Raw genomic sequence first — 14,662 nt, 5'->3', positions numbered from 1 at the left:
CTCGCGCCGCCATGTCTAAAGTGGGAAAATGATGTGGGTCAGGACGGCAGGAACACAGACTTGGCGTTGACGAATTCCTTCATGCCAAAGCCGCCGTGCTCACGGCCATAGCCTGAATCCTTCACGCCGCCGAAGGGCATGTTCGGATCTGCGGCACCGAACGAATTGATACGCACCATGCCGGTGTCAAAATGCTCACGTGCCAGTTTCAGGGCGCGTTCCTCGTCTTTGGAGAAAATGCCACCGCCCAGGCCATACCGGCTGTCATTAGCGATGCGCATTGCGTCTTGGTCATCCTCGGCACGAATGACAGCAGCGACAGGCCCAAAGATTTCATCGTCATAGGCTGGCATACCGGGCGCAACGTCACCCAAAACAGTCGCAGGATAGTACGCACCATCACGGTCCGGGACGTCACCGCCACACAGAACCTTTGCGCCTGCCTTGACGCTTTTCTCAACCTGGTCACGCACAGTTTCAAACTGATCCTGGCTAGAAAGCGGCCCCAACTTGGTCGCTTCTTCTTTGGGGTCACCCATCTCGATCTCTTTCATCTTCGCGACAAAAGCATCGGTGAAGGCATCATACACCTTGTCTGCAACAACAAAACGTTTCGCGGACACACAGGTTTCCCCATTGTTATAAAGCCGCCCGATCACAGAAAATTTCACGGCCGTTTCAATGTCGGCATCTTCAAGTACCAGATAGGCGTCATTTGACCCCAGTTCCAGCACCGTCTTTTTCAAAGCTTTTGCCGCTGTGGCACCGATGTGCCGCCCCGCGGCATCGCTGCCGGTCATGGTCACGCCGCGCACCAATTTGTGCTCAATCAGCTTATCACTCACATCGTGGCCAATCAGCACAACACCGAACAGATCTTCAGGCAGGCCTGCTTCGATACAAATCTCGCGCAGACGCAGGCCGCTTCCGGTACAGATAGATGCATGCTTAAGCACACACCCGTTACCTGCCATTAGATTGGCCGCCAGCACGCGAACGGGTTGATAAAGCGGAAAGTTCCACGGCTGGATCGAGTAGATCACACCGATGGGCTGATACGTGACGACGCCGCGTTGGCCCTTGCCATGCGTGCGTTCTTCGTCAGCTAGCGCCTCCGGGCCATTTTTGGCCGTATATTCGAAAATCTTCGCGCAAAGCTCGACTTCGGTCTTGCCGTCGCGCAGCAATTTACCCATCTCGTCGGTCATCAATTGCGCCAGTTCATCTGCATGGTCGCGCAGTTTCTCTGCAATGGCCAGAAGGTATGGCGCGCGTTCTTCATGTGTCTTTCCGCGCCATTCCAGAAATGCAGCGTGGCTCGCCTCTACCGTTTTGATCGCCTCGGCTTCACTCATTTTGGGGTAGCTTTTGATCGGCTGGTCTGTGGCGGGATTGATGGTTTCAATCTTTGACATGTGAGAGTCCTTTCATCTGTTGGGCAATGAACATGTCAGCAACCCACAAAGTTCCATCACGTCTGCAAACCTCAGTACCTCCCATTACGACAAACCGCTGCTATCCTCCCGGCGCTGGCCTGCCGCAAGACGATTGCACAGAACGCCCGGGAAACTTAAGGTCGCACCATTGCATATCATCCATTTCACCGCGGAGACTGATCGCCATGGCCAAAGCCCATGTTCTGATTGCCGATATTACCGGCAGCACACGGCTTTATGATACGCAAACCGGCAATGACGCCTTGGCGCAGATCAGCGCGATCCTGACCAGCATGCGCGAGATTATCCGGGCCAGCGGCGGCCATTGCATAAAGTCAAAGGGGGATGACACGCTTAGTCTTTTCAAAAGTGCCGACGAGGTGTTCACGGCCGCCCGCCAGATGATTGAAACGGACTGGGGCGAAGGACTGGGCGTGCATGCAGGGGCCTATTGCGGCGACATCCTGACCCAGGACACCGATGTCTATGGCGATACGATCAACGTGACTGCTCGGCTGGCCACACTCGCAAAACCGGGCGAAGTGCTTTTGGGAGATACGTTGTTTACGCAATTGTCCGAGCGCAATCGCGCGCTTTGCGTGGCGATGGGGGGAATCACGCTCAAAGGCAAAAGCGAGGCGACGCAGGTCCATTCCTTTGCCGTCAGTGACCTGAGCCAGCAGACGGTCCTGTTCGCAGATTCCGACAACGTGCAAACCTCACGCACGGAATCTGTCGCATTGGCCTGTGGCGATGCGACTTGGACATTGACGGCAGGTGACAACCTGACGGTCGGGCGATCAACCGCATGCGATGCCGTGCTGGAACATCCGTGGGTGTCACGCAAACATGGCAGTTTCGAATTGCGGGCAGCGCAGCTCGAATACACCGATCACAGTTCCTCCGGCAGCACGGTGATCACGGCTGACGGTCAGGAATTCAGCCTGCAACGCCGCTCCATACCGCTGAGCGGTGAAGGCGTGGTACTGGTGGGCACCCACGACCGCGACCTTGCGACTTCGGTGATCCGTTACGCCACTAACGACCTGCGCCCCGATTACGGTGCTTGACCGCCCCTTGCGGCCTAACCGCTTGCGCCGCTGCGGCCTGCTGTCCTAGATAGGTTGAAATGTATCAAAGGAGCGCCGCCCATGCGCCGCACCGAAGCAGAGGTTTGCATATGAAGCGAGTTGTCGTCACAGGTTTGGGTATTGTCTCATCCATCGGGAACAACGCCGAAGAGGTCACAGCCGCACTCAAGGCAGGGAAGTCCGGCATCGAGACTAGCCCGGAGATGGTCGAACACGGTTTCCGCTCTCAGGTCGCAGGCACACTCAAGATTGATGTATCGCAGCATATCGACAAGCGCACCCTGCGCTTTATGGGGCCCGGTGCGGCCTATGCCTATCTTGCGATGGAACAGGCGATTGCCGATGCGGGTCTGGGCGAGGATGTGATCAGCAACCCGCGCACCGGGCTGATTGCAGGCTCCGGTGGTCCTTCGACCTCGGCCATGAAAACCGCTCATGACATCGTGGACAAAACAGGGGCCACCAAGCGGATCGGCCCCTTTGCCGTGCCCAAGTGCATGTCCTCGACCATCAGCGCGAACCTGTCGACGGCCTTCAAGATCAAGGGCATCAACTATTCCATCACCTCGGCCTGTTCGACCTCTCTGCACTGCATCGGGTCCGCGGCCGAGCAGATCATGTTGGGCAAGCAGGACGTGATGTTCGCCGGCGGTGGCGAAGAGCTGGACTGGACGCTGTCATGCCTCTTTGACGCGATGGGCGCGATGAGCAGCAAATACAATGACACGCCTGTACAGGCTTCCCGCGCCTTTGACGCCAACCGCGATGGCTTTGTCATCACTGGCGGTGGCGGCATCGTGGTATTGGAAAGCCTTGATCACGCGCTGGCCCGCGGTGCCACGATCTATGCCGAAGTCACCGGCTTTGCCGCGACGTCAGACGGCCATGACATGGTCGCCCCTTCCGGCGAAGGCGGCACACGCGCGATGCAACTGGCGCTTGAAACCCTGCCCGAGGGTCGCAAGGTCAGCTATATCAACGCACATGGAACATCGACGCCCGTGGGGGATGTGGGCGAAATCGAAGCGGTTCGCCGGGTGTTCGGTCAGGGATCAACCCCACCAGTAAGCTCGACTAAATCAATGACAGGTCACGGACAGGGTGCCGCTGGCGCGATGGAAGCAATCTTCTGCCTCTTGATGCTCAAGCACGACTTCATCACACCTTCGATCAACGTCGAAACGCTTGATCCCGCACTGGATCCTTCCGAGATCGCCACATCCCGTGTGGACAACGCAGGCCTCGATTCCGTCATGACCAATTCATTCGGGTTTGGCGGCACCAACGGATCAATGATCCTGTCGAAATACAACGGATAGGATCACAAGATGTCTGACCTGCTCAAAGGAAAACGCGGCCTGATCATGGGCGTCGCCAACGAACGCTCCATCGCCTGGGGCATCGCAAAAGCGATGGCTGAGGCGGGTGCCGAACTGGCTTTCACCTATCAGGGCGAAGCCTTTGGCAGCCGCTTGAAACCGCTGGCTGAATCGGTCGGATCGGACTTTATGGTCGACGTGGATGTCACTGACGACGCGTCTCTCGACACGGCCTTCAGCCAGTTGGCCGATCGCTGGCCCACGATTGACTTCGTCGTGCATGCCATTGCTTTTTCAGACAAATCTGAATTGACGGGACGGTTCCTGAACACCTCCCGCGCCAATTTCAAACATTCGCTCGATATCTCTGCCTACAGCTTTATCGAAATCGCCCGCCGCGCCCATCCGATGATGGTCGAGAACGGCGGCACGCTGATGACGCTGACCTATCAAGGCAGCAACCGTGTGGTGCCGAACTACAATGTCATGGGAGTTGCCAAGGCCGCATTGGAAAGCGCCACGCGCTATCTGGCCAATGATCTGGGCCCCGAAGGCATCCGCGTCAACGCGATCAGCCCCGGCCCCATGAAAACACTGGCCGGTGCCGCGATTGGCGGCGCGCGCAAGACCTACAAGCACACCGACCAGAATGCGCCAATGCGGGCCAATGCGACATTGGAAGCGGTGGGTGGTACAGCGGTCTATCTTGCCTCGGACGCAGGGGCCTGTACCACGGGCGAGATCATTCGCGTGGATGGTGGGTTTCACATTCTGGGGATGCCACAGGCAGAGCATCTGTAACCGGCGCAAGATGCCGGGTTCGGTTTTAGTTACCTGTAGATAAGTAACGCGAAAATCGCTTTTCTATAATTTATGGCGGCCTAGAAGCCCCCATGACGCGTCGATTTGTTCCTTTTGGGAAAGCCGCCCATCAGCGCAAAGGTGGCGTGTGCCACAACCAGACCTTCATACCGCCGTGCGCAATTGCCTGTCCCTGAGGTTGCCACGGCAGGCCGGTCGCCTTGGCCAGCGACGGCTCTGACGTGACAAGCCCCACCCGCCAGCCCTTGAAATGACTTAGCATCGTCTGCCCGAATGATCCGTATAGCGCGTAAAGGAGTTTCTTGTTCCCGATCCGCCCTCCATAGGGCGGGTTCACCATCACCAGCCCCGGCTTCATACCTTCGGGCGGCCGCACCTCTTGTGCGCCATGACAGGCAAATTGCGTCCAATCTGACACGCCCGCCCGTGCCGCGTTGGCCGTGGCATTGCGTACCGCACCAGCATCGCGGTCCGAGCCAAAGAACAGGTGTCGCGCCTGCGTCCCACGACCATCTTTCCGCATTGCATCAAAGGCTTCTGCGTCGAAGTTCGCCAGATCCTGAAACGCAAAACGGCGGCTGCGCCCCGGTTGCAATCCAGCCGCAATCTCTGCCGCCTCGATCAGAAAAGTGCCCGAACCGCACATCGGGTCCACCACCGGCATATCGCCGTCAAAACCCATCTGGCGCAAGAACATCGCGGCCATATTCTCGCGTAGCGGGGCCTTGCCCACAGCTTCCTTGTGGTCGCGCCGGTGCAGTGGCTCGCCACTGGTATCTAGGCTGATCGTGACCTGATTGTCGTCAATGCGCACTTTGATGACCAGCGCCGCATCCTCGGCCAGTGTGATCCCGTGGCTGTCGGTCAGCGCGGTCTCGATCCGCTGACTGGCCGCTTTTGCGTGATAGATTTTGGACGCCTTGCAGGTCACCTGCACCTTGACCGGCACATCGGGCCGCAAAATATCCCCCCAGGGGAATTTGCGCGCTCGTTTGTCGAGCTGCGCGAGATGAAACGCCATGAAGGAACCAATTCGCGCCAACACTCGCACCGCCCCGCGCAGTTGCAGATTGGCACGCCATACGTCTGCCCAGTCGCCCTGAATGGTGACGCCGCCCGGCACTTGCACCGGGGTGCCAAAGCCCAGTTCTGTCACTTCTTCTAGGAGCGGCGCTTCTAGACCCGGCGCGCAGACCAGCATGATTTCAAAAGTTGCGTCTTGTTCCATAGCTCTCTCTTAGCGGCAAAGCAGACCAGCCGCGAGGGGCAAGAGAATTTCATCGCGCAGCCCTGATTGTGCCCAGATCATCGGGCATCCGTCCCCTATGACATTTTCGGAGAACTACACATTCGAGGTTCTGCAATCGCGCCGGATCCGGCGACAGCGGGCGCTGTTCTGGGCCAAAATCCTCAGCTTTATGTTGATGATTCTTGTCGCCGTGACACTGCGCAGCGAGCCGCAGTTGCGCATGGCCCTGTTCACTGCTGTTACCGATGCCGGCATGAGAGTGATGGGGAAAACCGATCAGGCCGTGGTGCAAACCGACGAGAGCCAGCTGAGCGACATGCTTCAGAACCCCGATCTCAAGGAAGTGATGCAGGCGGCTCCTATGCAGTTCACTGCGCCCCCCTCTGAAGTCCAGGCACCTGCCACCCGGGACAATAGTCAGGGAAACCGTATAAAAGTGAACAGGCCGGGCGCGGCGAGCGGGACTTCGACCACATTCAAGCGCGTCGTGCCGCCTTCGGCAACCAGACCGACCCGCCCGCTGCAAGACGGGCAGATCGGCGGAATTCAAGGAACTACCGACGCGCTTCAGGGCTTAATGCAAGACTTGAAGATCAGCCGGTAATATCCCGTTTCTTATGCTATTTTTACCAATTCGATATCGAACTGCAGATCCTTGCCGGCCAGCGGATGGTTCGCATCGAGCGTTACCGTCGCTTCGTCCACCTCAACCACCATCACCGGCATTGCCTGCCCGTCAGGCGTCTGCATCTGCAGCTGCGTACCGATCTCAAGCGGGATGTCTGCCGGAATACCCTCGCGCGGGACAGCCTGACGCATTTCCGGGTTAAGCGGCCCGTAGGCATCTTCACAGGCGATCTTGACAACCTTGGTGTCGCCCACGGTCATGCCCGGCAAGGCAGTATCCAGACCGGGGATGATTGTCCCCGACCCGACTTCAAATTCTAATGGATCGCGACCTTCGGAACTGTCGAAGGTGGTGCCGTCCAGCAAAGTGCCAGTGTAGTGAATGGCGACAGTATCGCCTGATTTGACCTCAGTCATATGTCTCTCCGGTATGTAAGGGGATTAGGGCGGAGGCCGCGTATCTGCGCAGGTGCTCCGGTTCTGCGCCAAACTGTCAAAGCAGCCCCCTGATGTAAACCCCGCCCCCTTGGTACAATTTCAGGGCTTTTGTACGGTCTCGCACCATGCCAAGCTGGCCTGGGAAAAGGAGCCCGCACATGCCTATCACCACCTGTGTTTTCGATGCCTACGGTACGCTGTTCGATGTGGGGGCCGCTGCGCGCCATGCGGCGTCAGAGCCTGACTTTGCCGCCATCAAAGACGACTGGAAGGTGCTGGCTGAACATTGGCGACAAAAGCAACTGGCCTATTCGTGGCTGCGCGCTGTGGCGGATGCCCATACAGATTTTTGGGAGGTCACGCAAAACGGCCTGGACTGGGCGCTGGAAAAGACCGGCCATGCGGGCGATCCGGCATTGCGCGAACGCCTCTTGGCACTTTACTGGGAATTGCAGGCCTATCCAGAGGTGCCAAGCATGCTCGCAGCACTGAAAGATGCGGGAATGAACACGGCCATCCTGTCGAACGGGTCACCTGACATGCTGGAGGGGGCAATCAACTCCGCTGGCATCGGCGCGGTGCTGGACGCGGCCCTTTCGGTGCAAAGCGTTGGCATCTTCAAGCCGGACGCACGGGTCTACGATCTGGTCGGGGTTCACTTCGGCTGCGCCAAAGACGAGGTGCTGTTTGTCTCTTCCAACGGGTGGGACGCGGCGGCGGCCACGGGATACGGATTTGATACCGCATGGGTCAATCGCGGGGGAGAGCCAATGGACCGCCTGCCCTGGACCCCCGCTCATGTGCTCACGGACCTCACGGGCATCCCGGCCCTGGCAGGTGCCTGATGCCGCATTTTACAACTTCTGACGGGCTGTCCCTTTACTACACCGATGAAGGTACCGGCCTGCCGATCCTTTGCCTTGCGGGTTTGACCCGGACGACGGCCGATTTCGATTATGTGACGCCCCATCTGGCCGAGCACCGCCTGATCAAACTTGACGCCCGCGGACGTGGCCAGTCGCAGCGTGATCCCGATTGGCAGAACTATGCCCTCCCGGTGGAATGCCGCGATGTGATCGAATTGCTGGATCATCTGAAGCTGGAGAGCACCGCCATCCTCGGGACCTCGCGGGGCGGATTGCAAGCGATGGGGCTGGCCGCCATGGCCAAGGACCGCCTGTTGGGTGTGGCACTGAACGATGTGGGTCCGGTGATTGACGCCGCAGGTTTTGATGTGATCCGCCACTACATCGGTCGCGCGCCTGCCGCCAAAACCCATTCCGAAGCCGCCGCCGCAATGGCCCGCGCCTTTCCCGAGTTTGAAGGCGTGCCTGACAGCCGCTGGATGGAAGAAGCCGTGAAACACTACGTCGAGACGGACAGCGGGCTGGCGATCACTTATGATGCAAAACTGCGCGACGCTGTGCTGGCCGCGATGGAGGGGCCTTCGCCTGACCTATGGCCGTTCTTTGATGCGCTGGAAGGCTTGCCTGTGGCATTGATCCACGGGGTAAACTCGACCTTGCTCAGCGCCCAGACGGTTGGGGAAATGCAAAACCACCGCCCTGATATGGTGCTTGCAAGCGTACCGGGGCGCGGCCACATTCCCTTTCTGGACGAACCCGAAGCACTCGCTGCGCTGCACAAATGGACGGAACAGATGCAATGAACATCGAGATGATCCGCGCCGCTGCCACGCGGCTTGAGGGCCACGTCCGGCGCACACCTTTGCTCAATTCCCCCTTCATTGACGAGATCGCGGGCCGCCGTGTTTGGGTCAAGGCGGAATGCCTGCAACACACCGGCAGCTTCAAGTTTCGCGGCGGATGGGCGGCCCTCTCGGCGCTTGAACCAAAGGTCCGCCAGCGTGGCGTCATTGCCTTTTCCAGCGGCAACCACGCACAGGGCGTGGCCTGTGCCGCGAAGATGCATGGGGTGCCATCTGTTATCGTCATGCCCAGCGACAGCCCTGCCCTCAAGATCGCAAATACCCGCGCTTATGGTGCCGAAGTCGTGCTCTATGACCGCGATAGTGAGAGTCGCGAGGAGATCGGCGCGCGGATCAGCGAAGAGCGGGGTTTGACGCTGGTCAAACCCTTCGATGAGCCGCAAGTGATCGCGGGCCAAGGCACCTGCGGGTTGGAGATTGCCGAACAGGCCGCAGCCCAAGGCGTGACCCAGGCCGAGGTGATTGTCTGCTGCGGTGGCGGTGGGCTGACCTCCGGTATCGCGCTGGCGCTTGAGGCAGAGGCTTCCGGCCTACGCGTGCGTCCCGCCGAGCCCGAAGGTTTCGACGACGTGGCCCGTTCCCTGCGGTCCGGCAAGATCGAGCAGAACGCTCGTACCTCAGGCAACATCTGCGACGCGATCATCTCGCGCCAGCCCGGTGATCTGACCTTTCCGATCATGCAACGGCTTGTCGGCCCCGGTTTGGTGGTGACCGAGGACGAGGTACTGCAAACCATGGCTCACGCCTTTAATCGGCTCAAGATCGTGGCCGAACCGGGTGGGGCCGCCGCCCTTGCAGCGGCCCTCTTCCGCAAGGAAGAGATTGAGGGCGATCACGTGATTGTGACCGTGTCAGGCGGCAATGTGGATGCGGCGATGTTCGCCCGCGCATTGGCCACGCTGGACTGACCAAAAAAGGGGGGAGAAACCATGAAGATTTTCGACACCGGCGATGTACGCCTGCACTACCGCGTGGATGGCCCGGACGATGGGCCGACTGTGGTTTTTGCCAACTCGCTTGGCACCGACATGCGGCTGTGGGATCCCATTCTGCCTCTGCTGCCTGCAGGCTTGCGCCTGATACGCTATGACAAACGCGGGCACGGCCTGTCTTCCTGCCCTGAGGGTCCCTATACGATGGGCGGCCTTGTTACGGATGTGGAGCGGTTGCTGGACCACCTCAAGGTCAAGAATTGCCTTTTCGTAGGCCTGTCCATCGGCGGCATGATTGCACAGGGGCTGGCCACGAAGAGGTTGGATCTTATTCGCGCCATGGTGCTTTCTAACACCGGGGCCAAGATCGGCACACCCGCCATGTGGGACGAACGCATCGCAGCCGTCAAATCCGGCGGGGTCGAAGTGCTGGCCGACGCTGTGATGGAGCGGTGGTTCTCGGACCAGTTCCGCGCCACACCGGAACTGGAGTTGTGGCGCAACATGCTGGTGCGCGGCGAGGACGCCGGATATGCAGGCTGTTCGGCAGCGATTTCCGGCACAGATTTCTATACGCCTACCTCCGGCTTGCGTCTGCCCACACTGGGCATTGCTGGATCCGAAGACGGCTCGACTCCGCCCGATCTGGTGCGTGAAACCGTTGATCTGATTCCCGGCTCCAAATTTCACCTGATCCGTAAGGCCGGCCATCTGCCCTGCGTTGAACAACCCGTGGAATACGCACAGGTCCTGACCGACTTCATGAAAAGCACCGGCCATGTCTGAGCGGTTTGCCCGTGGCATGAAGGTGCGCCGCGAGGTTTTGGGCGATGCCCATGTGGACCGCGCCGAAGCCGCCAAGACCGCCGATGATCTGGCCTTTCAAACCCTGATTACCGAAGGGGCTTGGGGCACCGTCTGGGCCTCGGACGCGATCCCGCGGCGCGAGCGGTCTATGCTGACGCTGGCCTTGCTGGCGGCCACGGGCAATTTCGACGAGATCGAGATGCACGTCCGCGCGGCCACCCGAACCGGCGCCAGCCGCAGCGACATTACAGAAGCCTTTCAGCATGTCGCCATCTATGCAGGTGTGCCAAAGGCGAACCACGCCCTGAAAATTGCCAAGCGGGTCTGGCAGGACCTTGATCAAACGAACGGATAACCATGTCAGCCAGCGTTTTCGACAGCCCTCTTTTTACGCATCTATTTGACACCGGAGAGGCGGGACGGCTGTTTTCGGACAGTGCTGCCATCCGCGCCATGCTGCTGGTCGAGGGTGCATTGGCCAAGGCGCAGGGTGCCCAGGGCCTGATCCCCGAACTCTCCGCCACCGCGATCCACCGCGCCAGTCTGGAGATTGCCGTGGACCCCGGTGCCATTGCCAAAGCTACGGGCGAGAACGGCGTCAGCGTGCCGGGTCTGGTCGCCGCCTTTCGCTCCGAGATGAACGCGCCCGAGCATGCGCAATACGTCCATTGGGGCGCGACCTCGCAAGACATCATCGACACCGGTCTGATGCTGCGCCTGCGCCAGGCGCTCGCCCTGGCCGAGGCGGACCTGCGCGAGATTATTACAACGCTGGGCAAAAGTGCGGCCGAGCACGCCCACCTGCCGATGCCTGCCCGCACCTATGGCCAGCATGCCACGCCGACCTCCTGGGGCGCTGTGCTGGCGCAATTCGGCACACCCCTGCTAGACGCGCTGACTGCTCTTGAGCCCTTGCGGGCTTCATCGCTGCTGGTCTCGCTATCTGGCGCGGCGGGGACATCATCGGCTCTGGGGCCGGATGCCGCCGATAGCCGCAAGGCTTTGGCGCAGGGCCTTGGCCTGCGCGATCCGGGCCGCAGTTGGCACACCGACCGCACGCCCCTGCTGCGCATTGCCGATTGGCAAGGCCAAATCATGGCGACGCTGGCGCATATGGGCCAGACGCTGATCGGTCTGACTGCCTCTGAAGCCGGTGAAGTGGCTCTTGGCGGCAGTGGTGCTTCCTCGACCATGCCACAAAAGCAAAACCCAGTGCGCCCCTCGGCCTTGGTGGCGCTAAGCCATCATTTCACCGGAGCGCGGGCGAGCCTGCAGTCCGCGGCGGTGCATCAGCACCAGCGCGACGGGGCAGCGTGGTTCACCGAATGGATGGTGGTACCTCAACTGGCGCTCTGTCTGGCCAGCGCCTTGCAACACGCCAAGGCGCTGAGCAGCGGACTGACCCCGCATCCGGTACAGATGCATGCAGCACTCGAAGGCAATCTGGGCCTGATTCACGCCGAAGCGCTGAGTTTCGCCCTTGCCGATCTGATGCCCCGACCAGAGGCACAGGCCAAAGCAAAGGCGCTGTGCCTTGATGCGCGTGACAAGCGCATCCCCCTGCCCCAACTTGCCCTCGCCGATTATCCGGACCTGCCCGCAAGTCTGTTTGACCCGGCTGCGGGCATGGGCCGTGCGGCGGATGAGGCAAAGACCTTTGCCGCCCGCGCCGCGGCGCTCTGACCCCATGCGTCCAGCCGTTCTATTTATCATGATCACGGTGATGATCGACGCAATGGGCATCGGGCTGATCATCCCAGTGATGCCCGATCTGATCCGGGAGGTGAACGGCGGCGGGTTGAGCCAGGCCGCTCTTTGGGGCGGTATGCTGGCCACCTCATTTGCAGTGATGCAATTCCTGTTCAGCCCTGTGTTGGGTGGTCTGTCAGACCGCTTTGGCAGGCGTCCGGTCTTGCTGATCTCGCTTGCGGTGATGGCCGCGGACTATGTCGTGATGGCGCTGGCAGGCAGCATCTGGTTGCTGCTGGCGGGCCGCATCATCGGCGGGATTACAGCCGCAACGCAAGCCACCGCGGCGGCCTATATGGCCGATATCTCGCCCCCTGCCGAGCGGACAAGAAACTTTGGCCTGATCGGCGCGAGCTTTGGCGCGGGCTTCGTGCTGGGGCCGTTGATCGGCGGCGTGCTGGCCGAATTCGGGCCGCGTGCGCCCTTCTGGGCGGCAGCGATGCTGGCTGCAGCCAATGTTCTTTTCGGTTGGTTCATCCTGAAGGAAACGCTGGATCCGATCCGCGCACGCGCCTTTGATTGGCGCCGCGCCAACCCGGTCGGCACCCTGCGGCAATTGGGCAAACTGCCCGGTGTGCGACAACTGCTCTTTGTCTATTTCCTCTACCATGTCGCTTTTGCAGTTTATCCATCGGTCTGGGCTTACTTCGGCCAGGCGCGCTTTGACTGGTCGCCGTCTATGATCGGTATGTCGCTGGGCCTGTTCGGCGTGACGATGGCGCTGGTTCAAGCTTTTGTGATCCAACATTCGATCAACCGCTTGGGCGAGCAGCGCACCGTGGTCATTGGCCATCTGTTCGCCGTGGGCACCTATTGCTGCATCGCGCTGATATCCTCGGGGCTGGTGACGCTGATGCTGACACCCATTGCGGCGCTGGCTGGTATCATTCCGCCCGCGCTGCAAGGCATCATGTCGCGCCGGATGGCGGACAACGCGCAAGGCGAACTGCAAGGCGCGCTGACATCAGCCTCCTCATTGGCAATGATCCTGTCGCCCCTGGCGATGACCGCCAGCTTTGCCGCCTTCACGCGGCCTGATGCGGCGATCTATCTGCCCGGTGCACCCTTTTTGTTGGCCGCCGGTCTGATGGTGCTGGCGATGGTCCTGTTTATCCTGCGTCCCACCAGTGCCGACGTGGCGTCACAAGCGACATAACCCGTCGCATCCTTGCTTGCACCACGGCGCTATCAGCGTCAGCCTGAGTACTGACATCACAGGAGACTGCCCCATGCCCCATATCAAAGCCGCCGTCGCCCATGCCTTCGGCGAACCGCTTGTCATTGAAGACGTAGACTTGCGTGCGCCTGAGGGCAGCGAGGTTGAGGTCACGCTGGATGCCGTGGCGATCTGTCATTCGGACATTTCCTTTGCCGAGGGCGCATGGGGCGGATCGCTGCCGGCAGTCTACGGGCATGAAGCGGCAGGCCGCGTCAGCGCCACCGGAGCGAATGTGCGCGGCCTTGCGGTGGGCGACAGTGTGATCGTGACCCTGATCCGTGCCTGCGGCACCTGTGCCTCCTGCGCAGGCGGCAAGCCCACGGTCTGCGAAACCCCGTATGACGGGGACAAGGGGCCGTTGAAAACAGCTGACGGCGGCAAGCTGCATCAGGCAATGGCCTCTGGCGCTTTTGCCGAGAAAGTGGTGGTGGAACAGGCGCAGGTTGTGAAAGTCAGCCATGACATTCCCAAAGACGCCGCCGCTCTGATCGCCTGCGGTGTGATCACCGGCGTGGGTGCGGTGGTCAATGCCGCCGGGCTGACCGCAGGTCAGGATGTTGTGGTGATCGGTGCGGGCGGTGTCGGGCTGAACGCCATTCAGGGTGCGCGGATCGCTGGCGCACGGCGCATCGTGGCGGTGGATATGAGCGAGGACAAGCTGGAGATCGCCAAGGAATTCGGCGCGACCCACGGCGTGTTGGCCACGGGGGCCAAGCCGTGGCGGGAAAGCTATAAGGCCCTGGGCGGGCGCGGTGCCGATGCGGTCATCGTGACCGTGGGTGCTATTCCGGCCTATAACGATGCACCGAAATACCTTGGCATGGGCGGCAAGGTCATCATGGTAGGGATGCCGCATTCCGGTGCCACGTCGGAATTCGAGCCGGTGATGCTGGCGGCAATGGGGCAAGGGATGGTCGGCTCCAAGATGGGAGACGTGGTGATCCAGCGCGACATTCCGTGGATGGTGGATTTGTACCTGCAAGGCCGGTTGAAGCTGGACGAGTTAATTTCGGGACGCTGGAGCTTGGACCAGATCAATGAAGCGATTGCAGATACCAAGACCGGTGCTGCGCGTCGGAATGTGATTATGTTTAATCGCTGAGGTTTGCTTTAGTTTGCTGCTGGGGAACAGGGGCTCTGCCGTCGTCCATTGGGCTTGTCCCAATGGCGCACAAAAGCCAGACCCCGCGGGATATAAGGCCAAAAAGAGAAAACACGGGGTGGCGGATGTTGTTCAGTCACCA

The 14,662-nt window shown here is 60.4% G+C and carries 15 protein-coding genes; 12 read left to right on the top strand and 3 right to left on the bottom strand.

Annotation, left to right across the window (positions count from 1 at the left end; translation table 11 throughout):
* Positions 1-38 precede the first annotated feature (38 nt).
* On the bottom strand, positions 39-1,415 hold the full coding sequence (locus Z945_RS0103730) for an NAD-dependent succinate-semialdehyde dehydrogenase (RefSeq protein WP_025050781.1): 1,377 nt from the start codon (positions 1,413-1,415) through the stop codon (positions 39-41).
* 206 nt (positions 1,416-1,621) lie between these two features.
* Between Z945_RS0103730 and Z945_RS0103725 the strand changes: the two genes are divergently transcribed.
* From Z945_RS0103725 to Z945_RS0103715, 3 genes are all read left to right on the top strand, one after another.
* Positions 1,622-2,506, top strand: a complete 885-nt coding sequence (locus Z945_RS0103725) for an adenylate/guanylate cyclase domain-containing protein (RefSeq protein ID WP_025050780.1) — start codon at positions 1,622-1,624, stop codon at positions 2,504-2,506.
* Between the two features lie 110 nt (positions 2,507-2,616).
* Entirely contained in the window at positions 2,617-3,846 is a 1,230-nt protein-coding gene (gene fabB, locus Z945_RS0103720) for a beta-ketoacyl-ACP synthase I (RefSeq protein ID WP_025050779.1), read from the top strand.
* A 9-nt stretch (positions 3,847-3,855) separates the two neighbouring features.
* Positions 3,856-4,647 (top strand): enoyl-ACP reductase FabI, encoded by a 792-nt coding sequence (locus tag Z945_RS0103715; protein ID WP_025050778.1) that lies wholly within the window; start codon positions 3,856-3,858, stop codon positions 4,645-4,647.
* A 130-nt stretch (positions 4,648-4,777) separates the two neighbouring features.
* Here the strand turns inward: Z945_RS0103715 and Z945_RS0103710 are convergent, their stop codons facing one another.
* Entirely contained in the window at positions 4,778-5,896 is a 1,119-nt protein-coding gene (locus tag Z945_RS0103710) for a THUMP domain-containing class I SAM-dependent RNA methyltransferase (RefSeq protein WP_025050777.1), read from the bottom strand.
* 97 nt (positions 5,897-5,993) lie between these two features.
* On the opposite strand from Z945_RS0103710, the gene Z945_RS0103705 reads away from it, so the two are divergent.
* Entirely contained in the window at positions 5,994-6,521 is a 528-nt protein-coding gene (locus Z945_RS0103705; RefSeq protein ID WP_025050776.1) for a hypothetical protein, read from the top strand.
* 11 nt (positions 6,522-6,532) lie between these two features.
* Here Z945_RS0103705 and Z945_RS0103700 read toward each other — a convergent pair whose 3' ends face one another.
* The gene (locus Z945_RS0103700) at positions 6,533-6,961 is read right to left on the bottom strand and encodes an FKBP-type peptidyl-prolyl cis-trans isomerase (RefSeq protein ID WP_025050775.1); all 429 of its coding nucleotides are present in this window, start codon (positions 6,959-6,961) and stop codon (positions 6,533-6,535) included.
* Positions 6,962-7,140: 179 nt separating this feature from the next.
* Between Z945_RS0103700 and Z945_RS0103695 the strand changes: the two genes are divergently transcribed.
* From Z945_RS0103695 to Z945_RS0103660, 8 genes are all read left to right on the top strand, one after another.
* Positions 7,141-7,827: a haloacid dehalogenase type II gene (locus Z945_RS0103695; RefSeq protein ID WP_025050774.1), complete on the top strand. Its 687-nt coding sequence runs from the start codon at positions 7,141-7,143 to the stop codon at positions 7,825-7,827.
* Positions 7,827-8,651: an alpha/beta fold hydrolase gene (locus tag Z945_RS0103690; RefSeq protein ID WP_025050773.1), complete on the top strand. Its 825-nt coding sequence runs from the start codon at positions 7,827-7,829 to the stop codon at positions 8,649-8,651. Before Z945_RS0103695 ends, Z945_RS0103690 begins: the two co-directional genes overlap by 1 nt.
* Entirely contained in the window at positions 8,648-9,619 is a 972-nt protein-coding gene (locus Z945_RS0103685) for a threonine ammonia-lyase (RefSeq protein WP_025050772.1), read from the top strand. Before Z945_RS0103690 ends, Z945_RS0103685 begins: the two co-directional genes overlap by 4 nt.
* Positions 9,620-9,640: 21 nt before the next feature.
* Entirely contained in the window at positions 9,641-10,429 is a 789-nt protein-coding gene (gene pcaD, locus Z945_RS0103680) for a 3-oxoadipate enol-lactonase (protein ID WP_025050771.1), read from the top strand.
* A complete protein-coding gene (gene pcaC / locus Z945_RS0103675; RefSeq protein WP_025050770.1) occupies positions 10,422-10,805 on the top strand; it encodes a 4-carboxymuconolactone decarboxylase in 384 nt (127 codons plus the stop codon). The genes pcaD and pcaC overlap by 8 nt, the downstream gene beginning before the upstream one ends.
* Before the next feature lie 2 nt (positions 10,806-10,807).
* Positions 10,808-12,133 carry a lyase family protein gene (locus Z945_RS0103670; protein ID WP_025050769.1) on the top strand — a complete coding sequence of 442 codons (1,326 nt, stop codon included), beginning with the start codon at positions 10,808-10,810 and terminating at the stop codon, positions 12,131-12,133.
* Positions 12,134-12,137: 4 nt separating this feature from the next.
* Entirely contained in the window at positions 12,138-13,355 is a 1,218-nt protein-coding gene (locus Z945_RS0103665; RefSeq protein ID WP_025050768.1) for a TCR/Tet family MFS transporter, read from the top strand.
* A gap of 73 nt (positions 13,356-13,428) precedes the next feature.
* Positions 13,429-14,520 carry a zinc-binding dehydrogenase gene (locus Z945_RS0103660; RefSeq protein ID WP_025050767.1) on the top strand — a complete coding sequence of 364 codons (1,092 nt, stop codon included), beginning with the start codon at positions 13,429-13,431 and terminating at the stop codon, positions 14,518-14,520.
* Positions 14,521-14,662 lie beyond the last annotated feature (142 nt).

It is taken from the genome of Sulfitobacter noctilucae (assembly GCF_000622365.1).
In the GTDB taxonomy this organism is placed as follows: Bacteria; Pseudomonadota; Alphaproteobacteria; order Rhodobacterales; family Rhodobacteraceae; genus Sulfitobacter; species Sulfitobacter noctilucae.
Note: the sequence above shows the minus strand (reverse complement) of the source record. Positions and strands in the feature narration are given on the sequence as shown.